Annotated in this window: 27 protein-coding genes and 1 pseudogene; 11 read left to right on the forward strand and 17 right to left on the reverse strand. The window is 65.7% G+C overall.

Features of this window, described 5'->3' with window-relative positions; genetic code table 11:
- Positions 1 to 12 precede the first annotated feature (12 nt).
- The 8 genes and pseudogenes from QM707_RS07915 to leuS form a co-directional block, all read right to left on the reverse strand.
- Positions 13 to 582: a Maf family protein gene (locus tag QM707_RS07915; RefSeq protein ID WP_415001307.1), complete on the reverse strand. Its 570-nt coding sequence runs from the start codon at positions 580 to 582 to the stop codon at positions 13 to 15.
- A 59-nt stretch (positions 583 to 641) separates the two neighbouring features.
- A pseudogene (gene rlmH / locus QM707_RS07920) lies at positions 642 to 1,114 on the reverse strand (23S rRNA (pseudouridine(1915)-N(3))-methyltransferase RlmH).
- A gap of 12 nt (positions 1,115 to 1,126) precedes the next feature.
- Positions 1,127 to 1,516, reverse strand: a complete 390-nt coding sequence (gene rsfS, locus QM707_RS07925) for a ribosome silencing factor (protein ID WP_415001308.1) — start codon at positions 1,514 to 1,516, stop codon at positions 1,127 to 1,129.
- Between the two features lie 37 nt (positions 1,517 to 1,553).
- Positions 1,554 to 2,198, reverse strand: a complete 645-nt coding sequence (gene nadD / locus QM707_RS07930) for a nicotinate-nucleotide adenylyltransferase (protein WP_415001309.1) — start codon at positions 2,196 to 2,198, stop codon at positions 1,554 to 1,556.
- Complete coding sequence (gene holA, locus QM707_RS07935) at positions 2,198 to 3,241, reverse strand: DNA polymerase III subunit delta (RefSeq protein WP_415001310.1); 1,044 nt, start codon at positions 3,239 to 3,241, stop codon at positions 2,198 to 2,200. The genes nadD and holA overlap by 1 nt, the downstream gene beginning before the upstream one ends.
- On the reverse strand, positions 3,241 to 3,735 hold the full coding sequence (gene lptE, locus QM707_RS07940; RefSeq protein WP_415001311.1) for an LPS assembly lipoprotein LptE: 495 nt from the start codon (positions 3,733 to 3,735) through the stop codon (positions 3,241 to 3,243). Before lptE ends, holA begins: the two co-directional genes overlap by 1 nt.
- An 8-nt stretch (positions 3,736 to 3,743) precedes the next feature.
- Positions 3,744 to 5,849: a tetratricopeptide repeat protein gene (locus QM707_RS07945; protein ID WP_415001312.1), complete on the reverse strand. Its 2,106-nt coding sequence runs from the start codon at positions 5,847 to 5,849 to the stop codon at positions 3,744 to 3,746.
- A 10-nt stretch (positions 5,850 to 5,859) separates the two neighbouring features.
- Positions 5,860 to 8,517 carry a leucine--tRNA ligase gene (gene leuS, locus QM707_RS07950; RefSeq protein ID WP_415001313.1) on the reverse strand — a complete coding sequence of 886 codons (2,658 nt, stop codon included), beginning with the start codon at positions 8,515 to 8,517 and terminating at the stop codon, positions 5,860 to 5,862.
- A gap of 232 nt (positions 8,518 to 8,749) precedes the next feature.
- Here leuS and QM707_RS07955 point away from each other — a divergent pair, with 232 nt between their 5' ends.
- From QM707_RS07955 to QM707_RS07965, 3 genes are read left to right on the forward strand one after another with little or no spacing between them, the layout of a single operon-like run.
- Positions 8,750 to 9,391, forward strand: a complete 642-nt coding sequence (locus QM707_RS07955) for a CsgG/HfaB family protein (RefSeq protein ID WP_415001314.1) — start codon at positions 8,750 to 8,752, stop codon at positions 9,389 to 9,391.
- Between the two features lie 27 nt (positions 9,392 to 9,418).
- Complete coding sequence (locus QM707_RS07960; protein ID WP_415001315.1) at positions 9,419 to 9,613, forward strand: hypothetical protein; 195 nt, start codon at positions 9,419 to 9,421, stop codon at positions 9,611 to 9,613.
- Between the two features lie 38 nt (positions 9,614 to 9,651).
- Entirely contained in the window at positions 9,652 to 9,906 is a 255-nt protein-coding gene (locus QM707_RS07965; protein WP_415001316.1) for a DUF1272 domain-containing protein, read from the forward strand.
- Positions 9,907 to 9,924: 18 nt separating this feature from the next.
- On the opposite strand, the gene QM707_RS07970 is transcribed toward QM707_RS07965, so the two are convergent.
- Positions 9,925 to 10,782, reverse strand: coding sequence for a hypothetical protein (locus QM707_RS07970; protein WP_415001317.1), 858 nt, complete (start codon positions 10,780 to 10,782; stop codon positions 9,925 to 9,927).
- Positions 10,783 to 10,911: 129 nt separating this feature from the next.
- On the opposite strand from QM707_RS07970, the gene QM707_RS07975 reads away from it, so the two are divergent.
- Both QM707_RS07975 and QM707_RS07980 read left to right on the forward strand, forming a co-directional pair.
- Entirely contained in the window at positions 10,912 to 11,835 is a 924-nt protein-coding gene (locus tag QM707_RS07975; RefSeq protein WP_415001318.1) for an ABC transporter ATP-binding protein, read from the forward strand.
- A complete protein-coding gene (locus QM707_RS07980) occupies positions 11,832 to 12,590 on the forward strand; it encodes an ABC transporter permease (RefSeq protein ID WP_415001319.1) in 759 nt (252 codons plus the stop codon). Before QM707_RS07975 ends, QM707_RS07980 begins: the two co-directional genes overlap by 4 nt.
- A gap of 21 nt (positions 12,591 to 12,611) precedes the next feature.
- Here the strand turns inward: QM707_RS07980 and QM707_RS07985 are convergent, their stop codons facing one another.
- The gene (locus QM707_RS07985) at positions 12,612 to 12,830 is read right to left on the reverse strand and encodes a helix-turn-helix transcriptional regulator (RefSeq protein ID WP_415001320.1); all 219 of its coding nucleotides are present in this window, start codon (positions 12,828 to 12,830) and stop codon (positions 12,612 to 12,614) included.
- A 7-nt stretch (positions 12,831 to 12,837) separates the two neighbouring features.
- A complete protein-coding gene (locus tag QM707_RS07990; protein ID WP_415001321.1) occupies positions 12,838 to 13,461 on the reverse strand; it encodes a hypothetical protein in 624 nt (207 codons plus the stop codon).
- A 138-nt stretch (positions 13,462 to 13,599) separates the two neighbouring features.
- On the opposite strand from QM707_RS07990, the gene trxA reads away from it, so the two are divergent.
- Positions 13,600 to 14,460: a thioredoxin gene (trxA, locus tag QM707_RS07995; protein WP_415001322.1), complete on the forward strand. Its 861-nt coding sequence runs from the start codon at positions 13,600 to 13,602 to the stop codon at positions 14,458 to 14,460.
- Between the two features lie 4 nt (positions 14,461 to 14,464).
- Here trxA and QM707_RS08000 read toward each other — a convergent pair whose 3' ends face one another.
- Positions 14,465 to 15,277 (reverse strand): DUF3667 domain-containing protein, encoded by an 813-nt coding sequence (locus QM707_RS08000; RefSeq protein WP_415001323.1) that lies wholly within the window; start codon positions 15,275 to 15,277, stop codon positions 14,465 to 14,467.
- Between the two features lie 186 nt (positions 15,278 to 15,463).
- On the opposite strand from QM707_RS08000, the gene QM707_RS08005 reads away from it, so the two are divergent.
- From QM707_RS08005 to QM707_RS08025, 5 genes are all read left to right on the forward strand, one after another.
- Positions 15,464 to 15,925: a DUF4442 domain-containing protein gene (locus tag QM707_RS08005; protein ID WP_415001324.1), complete on the forward strand. Its 462-nt coding sequence runs from the start codon at positions 15,464 to 15,466 to the stop codon at positions 15,923 to 15,925.
- An 87-nt stretch (positions 15,926 to 16,012) separates the two neighbouring features.
- Positions 16,013 to 18,349 (forward strand): protein kinase domain-containing protein, encoded by a 2,337-nt coding sequence (locus QM707_RS08010; protein ID WP_415001325.1) that lies wholly within the window; start codon positions 16,013 to 16,015, stop codon positions 18,347 to 18,349.
- A gap of 66 nt (positions 18,350 to 18,415) precedes the next feature.
- Entirely contained in the window at positions 18,416 to 19,057 is a 642-nt protein-coding gene (locus tag QM707_RS08015; protein WP_415001326.1) for a DUF502 domain-containing protein, read from the forward strand.
- 3 nt (positions 19,058 to 19,060) lie between these two features.
- A complete protein-coding gene (locus QM707_RS08020; RefSeq protein WP_415001327.1) occupies positions 19,061 to 19,825 on the forward strand; it encodes a queuosine precursor transporter in 765 nt (254 codons plus the stop codon).
- A 64-nt stretch (positions 19,826 to 19,889) separates the two neighbouring features.
- Positions 19,890 to 21,689, forward strand: a complete 1,800-nt coding sequence (locus tag QM707_RS08025; RefSeq protein ID WP_415001328.1) for a DUF885 domain-containing protein — start codon at positions 19,890 to 19,892, stop codon at positions 21,687 to 21,689.
- 69 nt (positions 21,690 to 21,758) lie between these two features.
- Here the strand turns inward: QM707_RS08025 and QM707_RS08030 are convergent, their stop codons facing one another.
- From QM707_RS08030 to QM707_RS08050, 5 genes are all read right to left on the reverse strand, one after another.
- Complete coding sequence (locus tag QM707_RS08030; protein WP_415001329.1) at positions 21,759 to 22,178, reverse strand: DUF4288 domain-containing protein; 420 nt, start codon at positions 22,176 to 22,178, stop codon at positions 21,759 to 21,761.
- 403 nt (positions 22,179 to 22,581) lie between these two features.
- Positions 22,582 to 23,022: a hypothetical protein gene (locus QM707_RS08035; protein ID WP_415001330.1), complete on the reverse strand. Its 441-nt coding sequence runs from the start codon at positions 23,020 to 23,022 to the stop codon at positions 22,582 to 22,584.
- A gap of 32 nt (positions 23,023 to 23,054) precedes the next feature.
- Positions 23,055 to 23,558, reverse strand: a complete 504-nt coding sequence (locus tag QM707_RS08040; protein WP_415001331.1) for a hypothetical protein — start codon at positions 23,556 to 23,558, stop codon at positions 23,055 to 23,057.
- A 147-nt stretch (positions 23,559 to 23,705) separates the two neighbouring features.
- Positions 23,706 to 24,317, reverse strand: a complete 612-nt coding sequence (locus QM707_RS08045; protein ID WP_415001332.1) for a DJ-1/PfpI family protein — start codon at positions 24,315 to 24,317, stop codon at positions 23,706 to 23,708.
- A gap of 26 nt (positions 24,318 to 24,343) precedes the next feature.
- Complete coding sequence (locus QM707_RS08050; RefSeq protein WP_415001333.1) at positions 24,344 to 25,729, reverse strand: MBL fold metallo-hydrolase RNA specificity domain-containing protein; 1,386 nt, start codon at positions 25,727 to 25,729, stop codon at positions 24,344 to 24,346.
- Between the last annotated feature and the right edge of the window lie 50 nt (positions 25,730 to 25,779).

Consider the following 25,779-nt stretch of genomic DNA (forward strand, 5'->3'; position numbering starts at 1 on the left):
CTGACGTCGATTTCAGGGCAACAGCTTGAACTTGCGCAGCAATACCGCAGTTTCATGCAAGGGCAGCCCCATCACCGCCGAGTGGCTGCCGGACAGGTGCGAGACGAAGGTGGCGGCGCGACCCTGGATCGCGTAGGCGCCGGCCTTGCCCATCGCTTCGCCGCTACCGAGGTAGGCCGCGATCTGCGCTTCGTCGAGCGCGGCGAAACTCACGTCCGAGACGCTGACCGCATGCTCTTCGCGCCCGGCGCTGACCAGCCAGACGGCAGTGATCACCTGGTGCGTGCGTCCCGACAATTCTCGCAACATGCGCGCCGCGTCGGCATCGTCGACGGGCTTGCCGTACACCACGTCGCCGAGCACCACTTCGGTATCCGCACCGAGCACGACCGCCTGCGGCGTCGCCAACACCTTCAGCAATCCGGCGCCGGCTTTCTCGCGAGCCACCCTGTTCACGTAATCGGCCGGAGGCTCGCCCGGTTGACGAACCTCCGGAACGTCCACGTCCAATCGCCCGTGTTCGACACCGATGAGGTTCAGGAGTTCATGTCGCCGGGGCGACTGGGAGGCGAGATAAAGCATGCCGCAAGCATAGCCGGTAGGGCCGGCTGGCGGCAGTCGCGGCCTTCGCACTTCTGGCATCAAGCGCGGTGGTAGGGATGGTTGGCGAGCAAGGAACAGGCGCGATAGAGCTGCTCGGCGACGAGCAGGCGCACCAGCATGTGCGGCAACGTGAGCGGACCCAGCGACCATCGTTCCGGCGCGGCGGGGCCAGCACGTCGGCGGAATGCCCTTCCGGCCCGCCGATCAGGAACGCCAGATCGCCGCCTTGCTGGCGCCAGGCTTCGAGCCGCTGCGCCAATTGTTCGGAAGACCAGGGCTTGCCGCGGCCGTCGAGCGCGACTACCTGCGCCTGCTTCGGAAATGCAGCCAGCACGCGCGCGCCTTCATCGGCGGTCGCACGCGCCGCATCGCGACCCTTGCCGCGCACGCCGGGCGCGATCTCGACCAGTTCCAGCGGCAACCAGTGCGAAAGACGCTTCTGGTATTCGGCGAAACCCTCGGCCACCCAGCCGGGGGCGCGTTCGCCGACAGCGATGAGGCGCGCTTTCATCGCGCGCCCGGCTCAATCTTCCGGCGGCTGGTCGCCGACCGTCCACAGGCGCTCGAGCGCATAGAACTCGCGCACGCGCGGCAGCATCACATGCACGATCACGTCGCCGAGATCGACGAGCACCCATTCGGCCTCGCGCTCGCCTTCCACGCCCAGCGGCATGACGCCGGCCTTCTTGGCGAACTTGACCACTTCGTCGGCGACGGACTTCACGTGCCGTGTCGACGTGCCGGACACGACCACCAGGTAGTCGGCGATGCTGGTCTTGCCGCGGACGTCGATCTCGACAGCATCCTTGGCTTTCATTTCCTCGAGCGCGGAATGCACCAGCTTCAGCAAGGTCTCCGGCGACGGCGCCGGGTCGGGCATCTTGGTCTTGATGACGTGGGCTTGCGTGGTCAAGGCGCTGTCTCGGAAACCCTGGCGGGCGGCGGAAGCATTATATCCCCTGCGACCGGTACAGCCCCTGTTCCCGCACGTAAGCCGCCACGGCCGGCGGCAACCATCCCAGATCGCCCTCGCCCGTCGCGAACGAGCGACGGACGGCAGTCGCCGATTCCGGACGCGGCGGCAGGACCAGACGATACAACCGCCCTGCCGCCGTCGCGGCCAGCGCCTGCGCCTGCTCGGTCCAGCGACCCGAGCAGGCCGAATGCAGCGGTTCGGCGAGCCGATCGATGTCGTGACCCGGCCGGATCGCGACGACGAAATGGGCGAGCCCGAACAGTTCCCGCCAGTGGTGCCAGCTGGCCAGGCTGCGGAACGAATCGGCGCCCAGCAGCCAGGCCAGCGGCTGGTCGGGACCGATCTCCCGACGGATCTCCTTCAGCGTATCCACGCTGTAGGAAGGGCCGGCACGGCGCAATTCGCGCTCGTCCACCCGACAGTACGGCAGCGCCTGCACCGCCAGGCGCAGCATCTGGCTGCGCTGGGCCGCACTCGCCCCGGTCGGCGGACGATGCGGCGGATCGGCGGCGGGCAACAGCACGACGTCGGCCGACAGTTCGGCATGCGCCGCTGCGGCCACGGCAAGATGCCCGTTGTGCACGGGATCGAAGGTACCGCCGTAGAACAACCGCAACATCAGGCCAACAATCGCCGCGCCCGCGCGTCGGCCATCGCCGCCAGCAGGCGCTCCAGGCCGAGCCAGGCATCGCCGGCGTCGCGGCCCTTGGCGATGCGATCGATGCGGCCGGCTTCGCCGACGAAAGATTCCCAGCGCGAGGCCGGATGCCGGTCGATCGCGCGGCGATACATTGCCTGCTTGCTTTCCCAGATGCGCGCCTCGCGCATCGCCCCCGCCAGATTGCCGCCGTCGTCCTTGATGCGCGCCAGCCCGGCGATGGACAGCAGTTCGCGCGCGATCATCGGCATCAGGCCAGCGACCTGCTCGCCTTCGCGGCGCAAGGAGTGCAGCATGCGAACGCTGCGCTGCGCATCGCCCGACAGGGCGGTTTCGATCAGGCCGAAGACATCGAAGCGGGACGAATCGGCGATCAGCGAGCGCATCGTCGGCGCATCGATGGCGTCGGCGCGCGCCTGCGCATCGCCCTTGAGCAGGAGCGCGAGCTTGTCGATCTCCTGCGCGGCCGCAAGCAGATTGCCTTCCACCCGCTCGGCCAGCAGGGCCAGCGCGGGCGGCGTGGCGGTCAATCCGCGAGCGCGCAATCGCTTCTGCAACCATTCGTCCTGTTCGTGCGGTTTGATCGGCCAGACCGGCACGACATGGCCCGTCGCGGCGATCGCCTCGCTCCACTTGCCGGCATGCGCGCGGCTCCAGTCCTGCGCGGTGATCAGCAGCACGGTATCGGGCGGCGGATTCTGGCAATACGCCTGGATCGCTTCGCTGCCGTCGCGTCCGGGCTTGCCGCTCGGAAGACGCAGGTCGAACAGGCGTCGCGAAGCGAACAGGCTCAGCGAGGCCAAGCCCATCGACAACGTGTTCCAGTCGAAACTGCCTTCGGCATCGAAGACTTCGCGTTCGCCGTAACCTTCCTCGCGCGCGCGGCGGCGCACGGCGTCGGCGCATTCGAGCACCAGCAGGGGTTCGCTGCCGGCGATCAGGTAAACCGGTTTCAGCGGTTCGCCCGCAAGCTGCCTTTCCAGACGGTCGGGGCGAAGCTCCATTAGCGCTTCGGGCGCAGCAACACGTCCACGCGGCGAAGGATCGCGGCTTCCATGTCGCGGCGCAGCTCCTTGCGGATCAGCTCCTGCTCCGCCGGGCTACCCGCCGATGCGTTCTGGTCGAAGGAGTATTCGCGCGTCAGCTCGATGCGCTGCGGTTCGCCCAACGGTTTCTCGTCGCTACCCACCAGCACGAACTCGACGCGATAGCGCGTGGCGTATTCGCGAACCTGGGCGAACTGGTCGACCGAAACGGGCGAGGTATCCCAGGTCTGCGACGAGACCTTGAGCACGGTGGCCGGTTCGCCGCTGCCGGCGATCCGATTGCCGCTGCGCTCGAGCGCCCGCGTCAGTCCCAATGCGAGCGGATCGTAGGGATCGCCGGATTCCACCCGCATGGCGCCGTACTCGGCCGGAATCAGCAATTGCGCGCGCGGATGGAACCCGCAGGCGCCGAGCGCCAGTACCAATGCCAGAACGGTAAGGATGCGACGCATGCTGACTCCTAGGATTGCTTGCCGGACTTGCGACCGGACTTGCCCGAGATCTTGCGCAACTCGCCCGCCATCGCCGAGAACACCGCGCTCCAGTCGCCGATGGCGGGTTGCCGGAACAGGCGCAGGCTCGGATACCACGGACTATCCGGTCGATCGAGCATCCAGCGGAACTCCGGTACGTATCTTAGCCCGATCCAGGCAGGGCGCCCCAGCGCACCGGCCAGGTGGTTCACGACCGAATCGCAGCTGACGACCAGATCCAGCTTCTGCATGATCGCGGCCGTATCGAGGAAGGCATCCGCGCCGGCGTCGAACTCGTCGCCGAGCAACTGCACCTTGGCGCCGACCGGCACGCGTTCGAGCTGGTCCAGGCCATGGTGCTTCTGCAAGCTCACCAGGCGCACGCCCGGCACCGAGGCCAATGCCTGGAAATGCGCCAGCGGGATCGAACGCGCCGCGTCGATCTTGCGCGCCGGATTGCCCTGCCAGCAGATGCCGATGTTGAACTGCGCCGGGTCCAGCGCTTCCGCCCAGCGCTGCACCCGCTCGGGTTCGGCCTGAAGGTAGGGAATGCCCGTCGGAACATCCTGCAGACGCGTACCGAAGACGTAAGGCAGGCTCCAGAGCGCGCTCTGGTAGTCGTAACGCGTCGGGTCGTCGACTTCCTCGATGAAGCGGATGCGGTCGGAACAGGTCGAAAGCAGCCGGAACAGGCTGCGCGGCCCCTGGAACGTGACTTCGGCGCCCTGCTCCAGGATCGGACGCAGGTAGCGGAAGAACATGATGGTGTCGCCGAATCCGTTCGGCTCGCTGAGCAGGATGCGTTTGCCGGCCAGCGCTTCGCCGTTCCAATACGGGATCGGCTGCACCAGATGCGGATTGCGCTCGCGCCAATGCCGCTGGCTGGCTTCGTAATCGGCCCAACCGGTTTCGTAATCTCCCTGCAGCAGGCGCGCGATGCCGCGGCGCTTATAGGCCTCGGAATAAGCCGGTCGCAGTTCGATCGCGCGATCGAAATCCGCCATCGCCTCGTCGAAACGGCGGCGGTCCATGAAGGCCAGGCCGCGATTGACGATGGCCTCGGCGTAATCGGGCCGCACCGCCAGCGCCTTGCGATAAGCGGCTTCGGCTTCTTCCATGCCGTCGAGATCGTGCAGGGCATTGCCCAGGTTATTCCAGACGTCGGCGAGGCCGGGATCGATATCCAGCGCGCGCCGGTAGTCGGCGACGGCGGCGTCGAGCTGGCGCGCTTCGTGGCGAACGATGCCGCGCGCATTGAACGCCGCAGCGTCGTTCGGACGCATGCTCAATGCACGATCGCAGTCGGCCAGGGCTTCGTCGAAGCGGCGCAAGTCGCGCAACACGCCGGCACGATGCAACAGCGCGCCGGCGCGACCGGGCGCCAGCGCCACGACGCGATCGAAACTGGCGAGTGCCGCATCGAACAGCGCCAGTTCCTGCAATACCAGACCGCGGTTGTCGAGCGTGTCGACCAGATCGGGGCGCAGGCCCAGGACGCGATCGTAGGCCGCCAGCGCTTCCTGCGCGCGACCCATTCGACGCAGGGCATTGCCACGATTGTTCAAGGCGGCCGCATGGTCGGGCTTGATCGCCAGCGCCGCGTCGAAACCGGCCAGCGCCTCGTCATCGCGACCGAGACGCAGCAGGGCATCGCCGCGATTGTTCAGGGCTTCGACCAGGGCCGGGCGCAGCGCCAGCGCGGCATCGTAGGCGAGGATCGCCTCCTGCCAGCGCGACAGGCGCGACAGGGCGTTGCCGCGATTGCAGTGCGCCTCGGCCAGTTCCGGCCTTATGCCGGTGGCGCGCTCGAAGCAGACCACCGCTTCCTCATGCCGCCCGAGGGCATTGAGCGCGTTGCCGCGGTTGTACTGCGCGATGGCCGACGACGGATCCAGTCGCGTAGCCAGGTCCAGCTGCCGTTCCGCCTCGGCGGCGTGGCCGCTCATCAGCAATACGACGCCGAGCAGTTGCACGACATCGCCGCGACCCGGCTCGGTCAGCAGGATCTGGCGGCAAACGCGCTCGGCCGCGGTCAGGTCGCCGTTGCGCATCAGGCCGACGGCGGTTTCAATTCCAATTCCAGGGGTACTCATTGCGTTGCGTTCAGCCTGCGACGATGTTGACGATCTTGCCGGGCACGACGATGAGCTTCTTCACCGTCTGCCCTTCGAGGAAACGCGCGACGTTGGCTTCGGCCAACGCGAGTCTCTCGATCTCTTCCTTGCCGGCGCTGGCGGCGACCTCGATGGTGCCGCGCAGCTTGCCGTTCACCTGGACCGCCAGCGTCAGCGCATCGCGCACCAGCGCCGAGGCATCGGCCGTCGGGAAGGCGATGTCCTCGATCGTCGCTTCGGCGTGGCCGAGCAACTGCCACAGGGCGTGCGAGGTATGCGGGATGATCGGGTTCAGCAGCAGGGTCACCGCTTCCAGGGCTTCCTGGCGCAGAGCGCGGGCGTTGTCGCCGGCTTCGTCGTACTTGCCGAGTGCGTTCAGCAGTTCCATCACCGCGGCGATCGCGGTGTTGAAGGTGTAGCGGCGCGCGTAGTCGTCGCCGACCTTCTGGATGGTCTCGTGCAACTGGCGGCGCAAGGCCTTGCCACCCGCGGTCAACGCAGCGACGTCCAGCGTCGGCGGAACGCCGCCGACGGCGTGTCGATGCGCCTGCGACCAAAGGCGGCGCAGGAAACGCGACATGCCTTCGACGCCGGACTCGTTCCAGTCCAGCGACTGTTCCGGCGGCGCGGCGAACATCGAGAACAGGCGCACGGTGTCGGCGCCGTAACGTTCGATCATGATCTGCGGATCGACGCCGTTGTTTTTCGACTTCGACATCTTCTCGCTGCCGCCGATGAGCACGGGCTGGCCGTCGGCTTTCAGCGTCGCGCCGATCACGCGGCCGCGTTCGTCGAGTTTCACGTCCACGTCGGCCGGGTTGATCCAGTCCTTGTGCCCGGCCGTTTCGCGATAGAACGTGTCCGCGATCACCATGCCCTGGCAGAGCAGGTTGGTGGCTGGCTCGTCCGTCTTCACCAGGCCCGCGTCGCGCATGAGCTTGTGATAGAAGCGGAAATACATCAGGTGCATGATCGCGTGTTCGATGCCGCCGATGTACTGGTCCACCGGCAACCAGTAGTTCGCGCGTTCGTCCACCAGATCGTTCGCGCCCGGCGAGGTGTAGCGCGCGTAATACCAGCTCGACTCCATGAAGGTGTCGAAGGTGTCGGTCTCGCGCTCGGCCGGGCCGCCGCATTGCGGGCAGGTCGTCTTGCGCCACTCGGGATCGGCCTTGATCGGCGACTGCACGCCGCCCGCTCCTGAATAGGATGCCGCGACGTTCTCCGGCAGCACAACCGGCAACTGCTCTTCCGGCACCGGCACCGCATCGCACTGCGCGCAGTACACGATCGGAATCGGGCAGCCCCAGTAGCGTTGGCGGCTCACGCCCCAATCGCGCAGGCGGAAGTTCACGCGGCGCGTGCCACGCCCTTCGCCTTCGAGCTTGTCGGCGAGGTGGTCGAACGCACGGCGGTAATCCATGCCGTCGAGTTCGCCCGAATGCACGCACATCGCAGCCGGGTTGGTCTTGTCGGCGTACCAGTCCTTCCACTTTTCCGGGTCGTAGGCCAGCTCCGGCGCCAGATGCGGCGGCAACGGCGTGCGCAGCGCGATCACCTGCTTGATCGGCAACGCGTACTTGTGCGCGAACTCGAAATCGCGCGCATCGTGGCCAGGCACCGCCATCACGGCACCGGTGCCGTAACCCATCAGCACGAAGTTGGCGACCCAGATCGGCAGCTTCTCGCCGCTGATCGGGTGGATCGCATGCAGGCCCGTGGCGCAGCCCTGCTTTTCCTGCGTCTCGAGTTCGGCCTCGGACACGCCGCCGACCTTGCAGTCGTCGATGAAGGCGGCGAGATGCGGATTGTTCGCGGCGGCTTTCAGCGCCAGCGGGTGTTCGGCTGCGACGGCGACATAGGTCACGCCCATCAGCGTATCGGGGCGGGTCGTGAACACCGTCAGCGGTTCGCTTTCGTTTTCGACGGCGAACTGGATTTCCAGGCCCTCGCTGCGGCCGATCCAGTTGCGCTGCATCGTCTTCACCGCGTCGGGCCAGCCCGGCAGCGCATCAAGGCCATCGAGCAACTCCTGCGCGTACGCGGTGATGCGCAGGAACCATTGCGGAATCTCACGCTTCTCGACGATCGCGCCGCTGCGCCAGCCGCGGCCGTCGACCACCTGCTCGTTCGCCAGCACGGTGTGATCGACCGGATCCCAGTTCACCACCGAGTTCTTGCGATAGACGATGCCCTTGCGGAACAGCCGGGTGAACATCAGTTGTTCCCAGCGGTAATAGTCCGGCCGGCAGGTGGCGAATTCGCGCGTCCAGTCGATGGCATAGCCCATCGCCTGCAACTGCGCCTTCATGTGTTCGATGTTCTTGTACGTCCACGCCGCCGGTGCGGTCTGGTGCTTGATCGCGGCGTTTTCCGCCGGCAGGCCGAACGCATCCCAACCCATCGGTTGCAGCACGTTGTAGCCGCACATGCGCCGATGGCGGCTGATCACGTCGCCGATGGTGTAGTTGCGCACATGCCCCATGTGCAAGGCGCCCGAGGGGTAAGGCAGCATGGACAGGCAGTAGTACTTCGGTTTGCCCGCGTCCTCCTTCACTTCGAAAGCACGGGTGGACTGCCAATGGCGCTGCGCGGCGGACTCGGCCGCCTTCGGGTCGTAAACGCCCGATTCGGGGGTGGCTTGCATGGGGGTGGAGGCGAAAGCTGAAGACAACGGCGTTCAGGGTAGCATTGCGGCCCGGCTCGGGCCTAACCCATTGGCCGGAATGGCGCCCGGGCGGCGTTAAGATGCGTCCATGAAGCCCCTGATCCTTGCCCTCCTCCTCGTCGCCGGGTCGGCCTCGGCCCAGCCGTCGCCCGCCGCTTCCGACGCTGTCCCTGCCGCCGAAACCACGCCTGCCCCAGCCCCGGTTGCCGCGATGCCCGTCCCGGCTTCGCGCCCGATCATCGGCGTTTTGAAGTTCCAGGACGAAACCGGAGCGATGTTCATGCAGGGCGGCGCCGGCCGCGCGATGACGACGATGCTCACGAACGAACTGTCTGCACGCCCGGCCTTCAACATCGTCGAGCGGCAGAAGCTGCGCGCGGTGATGGAGGAGCAGAACCTGTCCGCCACGGGCATGGTTTCGGCGGCGACGAGTATCGCCATCGGCAAGCTCACCGGCGCCCAATACCTGGTCACCGGCACGGTGACCGCCTTCGAGGAAAAGGTGAACACGCAGTACAAGCGCGGCTTCCTCGGCGTCGGCGCCGGCGTGAAATCGACTTCCGAAGGCGGCTATCTCGCCGTGGACCTGCGCGTGATCGACACGACGACCGGCGAGATCCGTTACGCCCGCACGATCGAAGGCAAGACGCCCGGTGGCGAGAAGGTCGACCCCTACGCCGGCGCGATGAACCAGAACGGCCCCGACCAGCGCGCGGTGCGCGCGGCCGTCATCGAGATCGTCGATTACCTCGAATGCGCGATGGTCCGCCGCGACGCCTGCCTGGCCGATTTCGAGGCCCGTGAACGCGCCCGCCAGGACGCCACGCGCAAGGCGATGGAAATCAAGCGCTAGACTGGGTTATCCAGACGGGAGAAGCCCATGTCGGTAGCCTGGTTCATCATCGCGATCGTGGCGGCCATCATCGCCGTCGTGTTCTTCTACAACCATGGCAAGCGCAAGACGCCGGACGATCCCTCGGCCTCGTCCTATTCCGATGGCGGGAGCCATGGCCCGCACCATCACGATGCCGATGGCGGCGGTGGCGACAGCGGCGGGGACGGTGGCGGGGATTGACTGGCGCTTCTTGCCGACTCACTGGTTAGGACGAAACCATGCTGCAAATGCGACCCGGTTGCGAATGCTGCGACAAGGACCTGCCGCCCGACTCGGATGAGGCCTGGATCTGTTCCTTCGAATGCACCTTCTGCAGCGATTGCGCGCAGGGCAAGCTCGGCGGCGTCTGCCCGAACTGCGGCGGCGATTTCGCCCGCCGGCCGACGCGCGCGGCGCGACTGCTCGGGAAATATCCGGCCTCGACCGAACGCGTGTTCAACCCCGGGGGCTGCGGCCGCGGCGACGCGGCCTGAGCGCGACGCGAGTCGGCGCTACTGCGGATCCGCCTGCATCATCGGCGTGTAGTCCGTCGGCACCTGGAAACGCTGCGGATCGATCGGACCGACCACGATGTCGGCGGCATAGTGCCCTACCCGTTCGCCGGTGGCATCGAAACACTGACCTGCCAGCGTGAACTTGCCCTTGCCCGGAATCGGGATCGGATTCGGGTCGCCCATGGCGAAACGATCCACGACCGGTTTGAAGGCGTCGCCGTAACTCATCATCACCCGCATGCCGCGCGCGAAGCCGCCGCGGTCGCCGTCGGGCAGAGGCAGCGAGGCGACGTCGGCGTCGCACTGCTCACGCAGTTTCATCTCGCCCTGCCAGGCTTCCGTCCAACGGCACGTCGCGCCGGCGACGCTATCCTCGCGGTTGGTTTCGCGCATTTCGGGCTTGAGCTGCGGCGTCGCACCGGTGGCCTGGCTCATCATCGAACGCAAGTCGGGCATGTTGTCGCAAGCGGTGACGACGCCACGTCCTCGCGTCTGCGCCTTCATCTGCTCGCAGCTCTTCTTCATCTGCGCCATCGTCGCTTCCATCTGGCGGTCGACGTAGGTCATCGTGCTGCCGAGGACATCGGCGGTGTAATCGGCCGCATCGGCGTCCACCTCCATCTGGTGGAACTGCTTCTGGTCGTGCATCAGCGAGGTCACCGTGTCTTCCCCGCCGTCGAACAGGGAGGTGACCAGCTGGCCGTCGTAACGCGAGTCCAGGCGAAGCAGGCTGCCGGAAATCTCGATGCGCTCGGCCAATGCCGGGCAACTGCCCTCGACGGTGTAGGCGATGCGCGTATCGGCGCAGGCGAAACCGGGCAGTAACAGGAAGGAACAGGCGAGCAGGTATTTCATCGAAGAACGGATCTCTGCTGGATGGATCGAGTCTACGCCGGCCGGGCGATGGTTGGTGAACCTCCGGCACATGGCGGATGAACGCGACGAGCGGAAGATGCGGGACATCCCCTGGCACGTAAACCCAAGATGACCACACCCGCCATCGGCACGCGTGGGCTGACCCGTGAATTCGCGGGCGGCCACGGCGTGCGCGACCTCGACCTGAACGTGCCCGCCGGCGCGATCTACGGTTTCCTCGGCCCGAACGGCGCCGGCAAGACCACGACCATCCGCATGCTGCTCGGCCTGCTACGCGCCGATCGCGGCGAAATCGCGCTGTTCGGCCAGGCGATGCGGCGCGATTCGCGCGATGCGCTCGGCCTCGTCGGCGCCCTCGTCGAATCGCCATCGCTGTACGGCCATCTGAGCGGCCGCGACAACCTCGAAGTAACGCGTCGCCTGCTCGACGTACCGCGTTCGCGCATCGACGAGGCATTGGAGCGCGTGTCCTTGACGGATTCGGCGCACCGCCGCGTACGCGAATACTCGCTGGGAATGAAGCAGCGCCTGGCGATCGCTCTGGCCCTGCTGGGCCGACCGAAACTGCTGATCCTGGACGAACCGAGCAATGGGCTGGACCCCGCCGGCATCCTCGACATGCGCCGCCTGCTGCGCAGCCTGGTGGCCGAAGACGGATTGACCGTCTTCGTTTCGAGTCATCTTCTGAGCGAAATCGAACAGATCGCCTCGCATGTCGGCGTGCTGCAGTCCGGTCGCCTGCGTTTCGAAGGCCGACTGGAAGAACTGCGCAGCCGCAGCAAGCCGCGGCTGCTGCTCGGTTGCGACGCGCCGCTGAAGGCCGCCGAAGCATTGCGGCAACTCGGTGAATCGGTGCAATGGCTCGATACGCAGATGCTGGCGGTGACGCTGGCGCAGCGCGACGAAGCCGAGATCAACCGTCTTCTGGTCGCCCAGGGCATCGCCGTCTCGCACCTGGCGCGCGAAACCGCGTCGCTCGAATCCCTGTTCTTCGACCTGACGGTCGATGCCGCACTGGAGCATGCCGCATGAACGCCGTCGTTCGCGCCCTTTCCGCCGAGACCGTGAAGTTGCGCGGCACGCTGGCGCTCTGGATGTGCCTGATCGCGCCGGGCGTCGTCGTCGCTCTCTACGCCCTGCAACTGACCTTCATGAAAGTGCCCGTGCGCGATGTCGACCCGGCCGATGCCTGGCGCGGTTTTGCCCTGTCGGTGATGGGCCTGTGGGCTTTCTTGATGCTGCCGTTGTTCATCACCCTGCAATCGGCCCTGCTGGCCGGGCTGGAACATGGCGAACGGCAATGGAAACAGCTGTTGGCGCTTCCCATTCCGACGGCCTCGCACTATCTGGCCAAGGCCGTGGCCTTGGTCGCGATGATCGCCGCCGCGTTCGTCGTGCTGGTGTTGCTCACGCCGATCGGTGGCTGGATCGTCAGCCTGACGCAGCCGGCCTTCGGTATCGGCGGCCCACCGCCCTGGGCGCTGATGTGGAAGTCGGTGGCCGCGATGTTCGCCGCCTCGCTGCTCGTCGCCGCCCTGCACACCTGGATCTCGATCCGCTGGCGCAGTTTCACCGTGGCGGTGTCCGTCGGCATGACGGCGACGGTGATGGGATTCCTGATCGGGCAGTCCGCGCGTTTCGGCCATTGGTATCCGTGGTCGATGCCGGTGCAGGTGATGGCTGGCGAAGGCAAGCACCTCGATTTCGTCGTGATCGCCGGGCTCGTGGGCGGACTCGTCGTCACCCTGCTCGGCCTGAGGAATTTCATTCGCCGCGACGTGGATTGATCGGCGCGGGCGGGGCGTCTTTCAGGCCTCCTGCTTCCATTCGAAGACCGCCTCGATACGCGCGTCCAACGCCTGCGCGATGCGGAAGGCGAGTTCCAGCGAGGGCGCGTACCTGCCCGCCTCCAGCGCGATGATGGTCTGGCGCGTCACGCCGCAACGACGCGCCAGTTCTTCCTGCGTCATCTCGCCTCGTTCGAAACGCAGGCGACGGATGTGATTCGCGATCGGTGTCGTGCCCATGGCAGCCTCAGCGCCGGTCGCGCCAGTACGACAGCGCGGTCACGACGTATTCGACGAAGCAGCTCCAGATCAACGCGAACACCAGCAGGTTCGATACCGCGATCGGCGTGGCCCATTCCAGTTTGCGGGCCGGAGACAGGCCCAACATGACCGCTACGCCGATCACCACGAACACCAGCGCGCCGCGACCCCAGCCGCTGGCGTCGTTCTCGATCTCGCGATCGCGCTCGTCCTTCTGGACGCGTCCTTTCCAGCGGTTCTCCAACAGCCAGCCCAGCACCGTCCACGCGATCAGCATCAGCACGAGGTTGCGCCCCACCGCCTGCACGTCGCGCAGATCGGTCGCGCCGGCGAACAGATGCGCCTTCGACAGGAAATAGGCGATGCCGAGCGCGCTGAAGCCGACGCCGACCCAGGCTTTCCACTCCCCGGGCGACACCGCGTTCTCCATCTCCGATCGGGGAGCGACCGATACGCCATGCAAGGCCGACCATGCGACCAGTGCCGTCAGGGCGATGCCCACGTTGCCGGTATCCAGGCCGAACAATCGATCCGGTCCCGCCAGCAACAACCAGAACGCCAGGCCCGCCAGCGCCACCAATCCAGCCAATCCCCATGCAGGCCAACGCATTGTCTTCTCCTCTTTACTAAATGTAATGTACAGATTACATGTTGCTCGGCCGATGTCAAGTAAAGATTACATTGGCTTGAGGGGCGGCCGGACTGGCACCATCTGCAGCGCAGACCCTCACGATCCGAAGCCCCGCCCATGACCGCTTCCGCCTACGTTTTCGACGCCTCCCTGCCCCAGTTCGAGCAGGAGGTGATCCTGAAGTCGAAAGAGGTGCCGGTCCTGGTCGATTTCTGGGCGACCTGGTGCGGCCCCTGCAAGACGCTGGGCCCGATCCTGGAGAAGCTCGCCGACGAATTCGCCGGTGGCTTCCTGCTGGCCAAGGTCGATGTCGATCAGGAGCAGCAACTCGCCGGTTATTTCCAGATCCGCTCCGTGCCCACCGTCATGCTGCTCAAGGGCGGCCAGATCGTCGACGGCTTCCCGGGCGCATTGACCGAAGGCCAGTTGCGCGAATTCCTCAAGCACCACGGCATCGAAGCGAAAGCGGTGGAAGCTCCGATCGAAGAGGCTGCGCCCGTCGTCGTCGATCCGCACGAAGAGGTGGTGCGCCTGCGTCAGGCCGTCGCGGCCGAACCCGACAAGGACGAACTCAAGCTCGACCTCGCGCTCGCCTTGCTGAAGACCGGCGCGGCACACGAAGCCGAGAAGTTGCTCGATGCACTGCCCGCGAACCTGGCGACCGACGACCGGAGCGTGCGCGCCCGCGCGCGCCTCGGTTTCGCGGCGTTGTTGCAGGATGCGCCGCCGCGCGAACCGTTGCTGGCGGCGATCGCGGCGGACGAGAACGATCTGCGTGCGCGTCACCTGCTCGGCGTGCGACTGATCGTCGAAGGCGATTCGGAAGGCGGGCTGAAGCAGTTCCTCGAGATGCTGCGGCGCGACCGAAACTACGGCGAGCAACTGGCGAAGAAGTCGCTGATCGACGCTTTCCGCATCATCGAGGACGAGGACCTCGTCGGCGCCTACCGGCGCAAGATGGCCTCGCTGCTGTTCTGAAACATCACATCGTCCACAATGTGATCAGCAGCTGCAGCCCTCGGTAGAAGAACAGGCTGCTCACGCCCAGTGCGGCAAAGGCGCAGAAGCCGCGTACAAGAGCCAATATCCAGCCGCCGCCATAACAACGCCGGCAGGCGGCGGAAAAATACGCCACGTTGATCGCGACCAGCAGCCAGGCCACGTAAGCGGGCATGCCGCGCGGCGATCCCACCGCCGCCATCGCCCATTGGTACAGCCACGCACTGGGATGCACGACGAGCTGCACGAACAGCAGCGTGAATGCGACGAGGCTGAGCGCCAGCACGAAATGCTCGGCGTAGTAGCGCCGCTTCCGCCACGTCGCCAGCATCAACACCAGCGCGATGCCCGGCACATGCACGATCACCAGCAGCTTGCCGATCGAATCGGACTGCGCGTGGTAGCGCGTGGCGAATTTCTCCAGGTCGAACGGACGGCCCGCCGCCTCGCTGCGCGCCTGCGCCCGACGAATCGCCTGTCGCGCCAACGGCGCGGTCACGACGTTATGCATCTGCTCGCCGTAGGTGCGGTTGCTTTGTTGCTGATCGATCGTTCGGAACTCGCGCAGCACGCGTTCGGGGACTTGCTGCTCGAGCCCCAAGGTCAGGTCGGTCAGGCCCGGCGCGAAGAAGAACAGCACGTTGGCGAACAGGAACAGGCTCAACGGCGACATCCAGTGGGCGCGACGGCCGAGCATGTAATCGGCGGCGATCCGGCCTGGCTGCAGCATCAAAGCCCGCAGGCTGCGCCAGAAGCGCCCGTCCAGGTCGGTGGCGGCCTCGGCGAACTGAGACATCAGATGCCCGAAGCGGCGATCCTTTTCGACGAAGCGTCGCTGCCCGCATTGGCTGCAGAACGGCCCAGACAGGCGGGCGCCGCAGTTCGCGCAGCGGCTTTCGGACGTCTCGGCTTCCCCCATGGACTTCCTCAATACGCCTGCGTATGGCAAGCTCGACCCCGGTCCCTGAGCATAGCCAGCCCGATGAGCCCCCGCATCCTGCGCCTTTACATGAACCTCTGGCCGCCCTTCCTGCTGAGCGGCGTGCATGTCACCGAACTCGCGCCGGACTGGAGCCGGGCCCGGGTCGAGCTGCGGCAACGCTGGTTCAACCGGAACTACGTCGGCAGCCATTTCGGCGGCAGCCTTTTCGCGATGACCGACCCCTTCTGGATGATCATGGTCCTGCAACGCCTGGGCCGCGACTATCTGGTCTGGGACCAGGCCGGCGAGATCGAATTCCTGAAGCCGGGTCGTGGCACCGTGGCCGCGCAATTCGACCTGCCCGAGGCGGTATTGGCCGAATTGCGCGAGGCGGCGGCCGGCGGCGAGAAGATCCTGCGCTGGTTCGAGACCGACATTCTCGACGCCTCCGGCGAGCGGGTGGCCCGGGTGCGAAAACGCCTTTATGTCCGACTCAAACGCGACCAGCGACCCGCGAACTGAGACGTCCGTTTCAAAGGACCCCGTTCCCGCTCGGCGTCGGCTGGCTTATGCTCCGGAATCCGCGCCCGAGACTTTCCTGCCTCCCCCATGGAAGAAGAGCTTTCTCCGGAAGAACTGTCGGCCTTGCTGACCAGCTTCATGCCCGAGATCCCGGGTTACCGGGTTCTGCGGCGCATTGGCAAGGGCGGCATGTCCTACGTCTATCTGGGCGTGCAGGAGTCGCTCGACCGCCAGGTGGCGGTCAAGGTCATGGCGCCCGAGGCGCTGACCGACGAGAAGAGCAAGCAGCGCTTCGAACAGGAAGCGCGCACGATCGCCAAGCTCGAGCACCCGTGCATCGTCGGCATCCATGAGGTCGGACGCACGCCGCAAGGGTTGCTGTACTACGTGCTGCCTTACCTGGCCAAGGGCCATCTCGGCCAGCGCGATTTCACTTCGGACGAAACCCGAGTGGTCGAAGTGCTGCGCTCGCTGCTGTCGGCGCTCGAATACGCCCATGCGCGCGGCATCGTGCATCGCGACGTCAAGGCCGAGAACGTCCTGTTCGACAATGCCGACCGTCCGTTGCTGACCGACTTCGGCATCGCCCTGTCCAAGCGCGACTCGTCCCGCATCACCACCGCCGGCCTCGCCGTCGGCAGCGGCGGCTACATGGCGCCGGAACAGGCGCGCGGCGAAGCGGTGGACGGCCGCGCCGATCTCTACAGCGTCGGCGTGCTCGCTTTCGAATTGCTGAGCGGTCGCCTGCCCTATCTTTCCAGCGAGCCGCTGTCGCTGGCCCTGATGCATGCGCAGGATCCGATCCCGCGCCTGCCGTCGGAGAAGAAGCACTGGCAGCCGCTGATCGACCGCGCGATGGCGAAGGCGCCGGACAACCGCTTCCGCAACGCGCAGCAGATGCTCGGCGCGCTCAACCAGATCGCCAATCGCGAACGCATGGTCGTCGATGGCGACAAGCCCGCTTCGTCTTCCTCGCGCGCCTGGCTGAAGCCGGCGATCTTCGGCGTCAGCGGCCTCGCCCTGGTGATCGTCGCGGTACTGATGCTGCGCGGACGCGAAGCGGCGAAAACCCCGGATTTCTACACCGACAAACCCAAGCCGGCCGAAGTCGCCACCGTGCCCGACAAGCCGGCGCCGGCACCGACGCCGGCGATCGTCGAACCCGCTCCGCCGGTATCGACCGATATCGCGCAGGACGCGACGGGCTTGCCGCCGGTCGCCACCGACCCCGGCGTCGCGCCAACGCCAGCCGGCAGCGAAGCCGCGGCTCCCGGCGATGCGATCGCCGCTACCGGGAACACCGGCGCGGGCTTCGCCGCCGTGCAAGCCAGCGTTGCGGTGACGCCGCTCGATTACGACCCGACCATCATCGGCGCGCGGGAGATTTCCGCGGTGAAGCGCCAGATCGCGCAGAAACGTTTCAGCCTGCCGCCGGGCGGCAACGCCATCGATTCGCTCGCCGCCGCGCGGCGACTGGACGCCGACAATCCGGAACTGCCCGCGCTGAGCGAGCAGATCGTCGCCGGCCTCGCTACGGCGATGAACGAAGGCATCGCGGCCAACCGCGACGACAGCGTCACCAGCCTCTACCAACGCGGCAAGAAGTTCGCGCGCGACAACAAACTCGTCGAGCAACCGGCCTGGAAGAAATTCCGCGACGGCCTGCCGAGCTTGCTGGTCGCGCGTCTCGAACGCGCCACCCGCGGCAACGATGGCGCCGCCATCGACCGCAGCAAGGCGATGGCCCGCATGCTGGAAGTCGATCCGAAACTGCTCGAGCCGGCCTGGTCGAAAGCCGTGGTCGCGCAGGCACCGAAGGCCGAGACACCCCGCGGCGGTGGCCCGGCGATGGTCAACCTGCGTCCCGGCCTGGCGGTCATGCGCGAGGAAGTCAGTCGCAGCAGCTACGCCGAATTCGCCAGCAGCACCGGTCGTCCGAACGCCCGCTGCCGCAACCGCCTGGCGCCGATCTCGATCAAGAAGCGCAGCTGGGTCGATCCCGGCTTCACCCAGAGCGGCAACCATCCGGTGGTCTGCGTCAGCTACGAGGACGCCAGCGCTTACGCCAAGTGGCTGAGCCAGCGCACGGGCGAGAACTATCGCCTGCCGAGCTTCGCCGAATGGCAGCTGATCTCGAACTATCGCGGCAGCGGCGACGCTTGCCGCGACGGCAAGCTCGATTGCGGCAGCGAAGGCACGGTGCCGACCAACCAGGGGGCGTCCAGCCCGCTGGGCCTGCTCGGCGTGCGCGGCAACGTGCGCGAATGGTTGAACGATTGCGCCGGAAGCTGCTCGCGGCACCAGGTCGGTGGCGTAAGCTGGCGCGACAGCCCGAACCGCGCCGATCCGACCAAGACCAGCGGTTTCGACGTCGGCTACGGTTACGACGACATCGGCATCCGCCTGGTGCGCGAAGCCGACTGATCCAGCGATCGAAGGCAGCGCCGGGTATGCTGTGCAGGCCCCCCTGCTCCTAGCCGAACGCCCCCGATGCGCCGATTGCAACGCTACTTCATCAGCGGTCTGCTGACCCTGATTCCGATCTGGCTGGTCTGGATCGTCTTCAAGTTCGTCTTCGCCCTTCTTTCCGGCATCAGCCAGCCGGTGATCGCGCCGATCACCGCGCGGCTCGCCGCTGGCGATCCGCAGATGCTCGGTTGGCTGGCCGCGCCTTGGGTGCAGACCGCCATCGCCCTGGTCGCCACGCTCGCGCTGATCATCGTCGTCGGCGCTCTGGCGCGACGCGTGGTCGGGCAACGCCTGCTGTCCTGGTTCGAGGCGCTGATCGCGCGCATTCCGCTGGCGAAAACCGTCTACGGCAGCGCGCGACAACTGCTCGACCTGCTGCAGACCAAACCCGACGGCACGCAGCGCGTCGTGCTGATCGACTTCCCGCATCGCGACATGAAATCCATCGGCTTCGTCACCCGCATCCTGCTCGACGAAAAGACCGGGCAGGAACTCGCCGCCGTCTACGTGCCCACCACGCCGAACCCGACCTCGGGCTATCTCGAAATCGTGCCGACCGATCAGCTCACGCCGACCGACTGGACGGTGGACCAGGCCATGACCTTCATCATTTCCGGTGGCGCCGTCGCGCCCGAACGCATTCCCTTCGCCCGAAAGGATTGAACGATGTATGGAATGAACCGCGCGCAGAAACTCTTCGTGGTGCTGGCCGCATTCTTCGTCGCCAATGCCGTGCTGGCCGAATTCATCGGCGTGAAGATTTTCGCGCTCGAAGATACGCTCGGACTCAAGCCGTTCGAATGGAACCTGTTCGGCCAGAGCGGTTCCTTGAATTTCACCGCCGGCACCTTGTTGTGGCCGATCGTCTTCATCCTCACCGACACGGTGAACGAGTACTACGGCAAGCGCGGCGTGCGTTTCATCAGCTGGCTGGCGGTGGGCCTGATCCTGTACGGCTTCGCCTTCGCCTTCGCCGCCATCCATCTCGCGCCGGCGAGCTGGTGGGTCGGCGTCGCGCAGGACCAGGGCGTACCGGACTACCAGGCGGCCTTCGCCGCCGTCTTCGGCCAGGGCCTGTGGACGATCTGGGGGTCGGTCATCGCTTTCCTGCTCGGCCAGTTGATCGACGTCGGCATCTTCCACCGGATCCGGCGCGCCACCGGCGAACGCTTCGTCTGGCTGCGCGCAACCGGTTCGACGGCCGTGTCGCAGTTCGTCGACAGCTTCGTCGTGCTCTACATCGCCTTCGTCATCGGCCCGCAGCATTGGTCCATGGGCTTGTTCCTGGCCGTGGGCACCCTCAATTACATCTACAAGATGAGCGCGGCGCTGGCGCTGATTCCCATGCTGTACGCGATGCGGCGCGGCATCCAGGCCTATCTCGGGGACGCCGAGGCCGCCCGGCTGCGCGAAGAGGCCGCCCGCGCATGACTTCCAGCCCGTGCCGACCCGCGTCGGCCGGGGCAAGCTCGAATCCTTCCTGAAGGGGCAATCCATGAGCATCCACAAACTCGCCGTCGCGCTGGCACTGGCGCTTTCGTCCGTGTCTTTCGCCGTCGCTTCCGAAGTACCTGCCGCCGTCTCCGAAGCCAGCGGCAAGGCCAAGGAACTCGATCGCCTCTACGCCGAGTACTGGGAGGAATCGCTCAAGCTCAGCCCGCTCAGCGCAACCTACGTCGGCGACCCGCGTTACAACGACCAACTGCCGAACACCTACACGGCCGAATACCGTGCGCTGACGCTGGCCTTCAACCAGCGCTGGCTGGCGCGCATCCAGGCCATCAGCCCCGATGGCCTGGATGGGCAGGCGCGTTTATCGCACGACATCTTCGTTCGCGACCTGAAGAACGACATCGAAGCCACGCGTTATCCCGGCTGGAAGCAGCCGCTGAACCAGTTCGGCGGCCTGCCCGGCCAGTTCGCCCAACTCGGCTCCGGCTCCGGCGCCCAGCCCTTCAAGACCGTGAAGGATTACGACAATTGGCTGGCGCGTGCATCGCACCTGCCGGAACTGTTGGCGACGATGCAGGCCAACATGCGCACCGGCATCAAGGACGGCGTCGTGCAACCGAAGGCGCTGATGGTGAAGGTGCTGCCGCAGCTCGACGCGCTGATCAAGGATAAGCCCGAAGACACGCTGTTCTGGCGCCCGGTGACGAACTTCCCCGCCGATTTCTCCGATGCCGACAAGGCGCGCCTGACGGCGTCGTACCGCGCGCTGATCGAAGGCAAGCTGATGCCGGCCTATCGCGGCCTGCGCAAGTTCGTCGCCGACGACTACCTGCCGCATTGCCGCGACACCGTCAGCCTCGCCGCCCTGCCCGATGGCGCCGCCTGGTACGCCTTCCGCGCGAAGGCGTCGACCACCACCGAGCTGACGCCGGCGCAGATCCACGACATCGGCCTGCGCGAAGTGGCGCGCATCCAGGGCGAAATGCGCGAGGTGATGAAGCAGGTCGGCTTCAACGGCGACCTGAAAGCCTTCTTCGCCCACATGACCGACCGCAACAGCTACACCTTCGCCAGCGAAGAAGACTTGCTGAAGGCCTACAACGCGCTGAATGCGCGCGTGAATGCCGGCGTGCCGAAACTCTTCTCGCTGACGCCGAAGGCCGCGTTCGAGATCCGGCCGATCGAAGCCTTCCGCGCGGCCTCCGCCGCCGGCGGCCAGTACCAGGGCCCGAGCGAAGACGGCACGCGCCCCGGCATCTTCTACGTCAATACGCACGACCTGCCCAGCCGCAAGACCTGGGATGCGGAAAGCCTGTTCCTGCACGAAGCGATTCCGGGCCATCACTTCCAGATCGCGCTGCAGCAGGAACTCGGCGAACTGCCGAAATTCCGCCGCTTCGGCGGCGAGACGGCGTTCGCCGAAGGCTGGGGCCTGTATGCCGAATCGCTGGGCAAGGAACTCGGCGTCTATACCGATCCGCACCAGTACTTCGGCCGCCTGCAGGCGGAGCTGTGGCGTGCGATACGCCTCGTCGTCGATACCGGCCTGCACAGCAAGAACTGGACGCGCGAACAGGTGATCGCCTACATGCTGGAGAACTCCGCCACCAGTGAAACCGAAGCCGTCTCCGAAGCCGAGCGCTACATCGCCATTCCCGGCCAGGCCCTGGCTTACAAGATCGGCGAGCTGAAGATCAAGGAACTGCGCGCACGCGCCGAGAAGGCGCTGGGCCCGAAATTCGATCCGCGCGAATTCCATGCGCAGGTATTGCAGGACGGCTCGGTGGCGCTGGACGTGCTCGAGGCCAAGATCGATCGGTGGATCGCGTCGAAGAAGGGCTGATCTGCGACGCGATTCCGGGGGTAATGCGAAGGGTGGGCTTGAGCCCACCCTACGCACGTCTCGTCGGCGTCAGCGCCGGCGAGACCGACTACCGCGAGATGCAGTCGCGGATGCTAGCCCCAACATCTCTTCTTCGCGAAAGGCGTTCAACTCCCGTTCGGCGGGAAGGATGGTGGCGGAGCGCTCCATGGGCAGCTTTCGCCGGGTGATGTCGTACCAAACCTCGTCTTCCTCGCATTCCGAACCTAGCCGCAACAGGTCGAGCACCCCCACAAATTCGAAGTTCACCATGCCGCCAGCGTCGTTCCGGAAACGGTGCTGCGCGGCCTTCCCACGTTTCTTCGCCAGCGACAAGGCCTGCTTGGCCCTTTTCGCATGCAGCAGCAGGATGCGCTCTTCGCATAGGCGCATCGTGCCCGATTCGCCATCGAACTCGATACGGAACTGGAAAAGCAGCTTTGCGGCGTACCTTGACGTCTCATCGACCATGACCACTTTCACAGCCCTCGCTTAGTCAAGACCATCAAACAGAAGCACCAGCATTGGGACGAGGTTTGTAAGAAGTAGAGCTATGGACAAGATTACTGTCGGAGCGTGTATTGCGAAGTTCGCTCTCCGCGAAATCGACTTGCGCGCAGGGAAAGCAAGGCAGGAGGCGAAAATCCAGAAAGGCAGGGCGAAAACAGAGCTAAGGAAAACACCGATGAGATACTCATGTCGCGTCGGACTACCGGCCTCCTTCATGTATTTCCACCACCAGCCAAACGCGTCCGCGAGAAAGTAGATACCACTGATCGCCGCCAACCCGGCCGGAACGAGCCACCACATCCTCCGATCGCTCGGTCGCACCTGCCCTATCCTTTGGCCTTCGCTCATTCAGCCACCGATGCCGTCAGGCGTTCTGCGCAGAAACGGAAAGCATCAGCGTCACCATCGCAAGCCGCCCGTCCTTGAACTGGTAATGCGCGTCGTGACCGGGCGTCAGGATCTTCAGCCAGGCACCCGGCGAAGACGATGACTTGTATTGCAGGCCGTCGCGCCGACAGGCCTGCTCGGCGAGCACGTAGGAATCGAAGATCGGAACGCCAATGGTTTCGGTCAGGATAGGACCGAAGCCCTCGCGCGGCAGCACGTGGCAGAAGATGGTGTCCAGGCGTTGGCTCTCATCGAAACGAAGCTGCAACCCGAGGTCATTGATCGACGCCCAATACACGTCCGGGCTGTTCTCATGCAGGCGATCGAAGGCATAGATCACATCGACGTCGTAGGCCTCGAGCAGTTCGATGACTTCGTCGTTCTTGAGCGACTTACCGAGCAGGGAAAGCATTTTCATGAGTTCTGAATCCGTATCTCGTGCCGCCGCACCTACTTGCCCGCCTTCGGCAGCCGAACATGTTTTTCCTCGAGCGTGACCTTCCAAGGGCCGCCGTTCACCGATTCCTCTTCCCGCAAAATGTAACCGTCCTTGGTCGGCGTGATGGTCACTTGCAGCCGACTCATCTTGCCGTGCAGGAACTGTTCCGAAGTGAATATCCAGACGTCGTCGCGCAGCCAGCCGGAGAACACGGCCTTTCCGCCGCCGCCGTCGAAGGCGGTGAAGTTGTACATCTTCTCGGCATGCGAGTAGCCGAGCAGCGTGATCCATTGACCCGGGTTCTTCGGATCGCTATCGGTGCCGCGGCAGATCAGGAACGAATTCGGCGAAAGCCATTCGCAGGTTTCGCGGAAGCTGTCTTCAAGCCCCTCCACCGTCCAGGTTCCGGCAAAGAACTCGGGAAGATCGCCCGGGTCGACCGGCTTGGCGTCCGAAGCGGCGGCGCTTTGCGTCAAGGCCAAGCCGATGGCCATCACGGCAGCTAGTACTTTCATGTCGATCTCCTGGGGATGCGAGAAAAACGGTGGGGTGCATTTCGGCTTGCAGACGTCATTTCGACACATCACTCCAAGTTGCCCTATGGTAGGTCAGGGCCCCACAGGGCTTCCCACCTGTCGAAGCGGCAATGCCTCCTGCTGCGCTCATGCGCCTTGCACCGGCAGATAGGGCTCGATATTGCGCAGCGCCTGCGCGACGAAACTCTCCTTCTCGCCGACCGGTGCCACGTAGTGCAGCGCCGCAGCGGCCGCTTCCAGCCCCTCGCTGCGCGCGATGACCCATGCTGCCAGATAGGTCGATGAGAGGCAGCCGCCGGCCGTGGCGATATTGCCGCGTGCGAAGAAGGGCTGGTTCAGCACTTCCACGCCCGCCTCCTGCACCCAGGGCTTCGTCGTCAGGTCGGTGCAGGCCGGAATGGAATCCAGCAGGCCGAGCCTGGCCAGGACCAACGCGCCTGAACATTGCGCCGCGACGAGCTGCCGCTCAGGGCGTAGCGCGAGCCGCTGCATCAGGGAAGGTGTATCGACGATCGTCCGTGTCTGTACGCCGCTGCCGACGATCACGGCGTCGGCGGCGGCGGCATCTTCCAGTGCCGATTGCGCGCGCAGCGTCACGCCGCTCATCGAGGTCACTTCCGCGTCGGGACAACACAGCGTCACGCGCCAGTCCGATTTCCTGACGCGGTTCAGCACGCCGAGCGCGATCAGCGAGTCGAGTTCGTTGAAGCCCTGGAAGGTGAGGATCGCGATATGCATTGTGTGCAGTCCTGGGCCGCCAAGCCTCAGGCCTCCAACTCCATTCCCGGCCTCGCCAGCGTCACGCGATTGCCGAATTCTTCCTTCATCTTCTTCGCCATCGCCTCGCGGGCTTCGTCCTCGCCATGCACCAGCGCGACCGGCGGATGGCCGACGATGCGCGAGTACCAGTCGAGCAGGCCGCGCTGGTCGGCATGCGCGGACAGGCCGCCGACGGTGTGGCGCTGCGCGTGCACCTGGATCTCTTCGCCGAAGATGCGCACCTGCGATGCGCCGTCCACCAGCCGTCGCCCGAGCGTGCCATGCGCCTGGTAGCCGACGAAGACCACATGGTTCTGCCTGCGGCCGAGGCCATGCCGCAGGTGATGGCGGATGCGACCACCGTTGCACATGCCCGAGCCGGCGATGATCACGGCGCCCGATCGCACCTCGTTGATCGCTTTCGATTCCGCCGCGTCGATGCAGTAACGCAGGTTCGGCAAGCGAAACGGATTCGGTCGGCTCTGCCAGACGCGACGCGCATCGGCGTCGAACAGATCCTCGTGCCGGTCGTAAACCTCGACGATTTTCGCCGCCATCGGGCTGTCGAGGAAAATCTTCCAGCGACCGAGTTGCCACTCGTCCCAGTTCCGCGCGAACCAGTACAGCAATTCCTGGCTGCGCCCGACTGCGAAGGCCGGGATCAGCACGTTACCGCCGTCCTTCCAGGCTTTCGCGAACACGTCGCCGAGTTCGGCGATGGTTTCGGCGCGTTCGCGATGCAGGCGACCGCCATAGGTCGACTCCATCAGCACGAGGTCGGCGCGCGGCGGCGGATCGGGGTCGCGCAGGATCGGCGTATTGAGCGGACCGATATCGCCGGAGAACACGAGGGTGCGCACTTGACCATCCTCGTCGGCCTCCAGCACGACGCAGGCCGAGCCGAGGATATGGCCGGCATCGCGCAGGCACAGGCGCAAGCCCGGCAGGATCTCGCGGCTCTCGCCATACGGATGACACTGCACCTGTCGCATCACCGCTTCGACATCGTGCCGGGTGAACAGCGGTTGATGGTGCGCATGCCCGCCACGACGATGCCGGTTGTCGCGTTCGGCATCCATCTCGGCCAGAGAAGCGGCGTCTTCGAGCATGATGCGCAGCAGGTCGGCGGTCGCTTCCTGCGCATGGATGGGGCCTCGGAAACCGCGCTTCACCAACAGCGGCAGGCGGCCGCAATGGTCGATATGCGCATGGCTGAGCACGACGGCGTCGAGCGCCGCGGCATCGAAACCGAAGGCTTCGGCATTGCGCGCCTCGTCGGCTTCGCTGCCCTGGATCATGCCGCAGTCGAGCAGCAATCGATGGCCGGCCGCGAACACCTCATGGCAGGACCCGGTGACCTCGCCGGCCGCCCCATGGAAGACAACGCGCATCGCCGGCTCCTGCCCAGTCCTGCCCACATTTGAGCACATCGCGCGCCCTG

Origin of the sequence: Arenimonas sp. (assembly GCF_047602345.1) — a bacterium.
GTDB lineage: Bacteria > Pseudomonadota > Gammaproteobacteria > Xanthomonadales > Xanthomonadaceae > Arenimonas.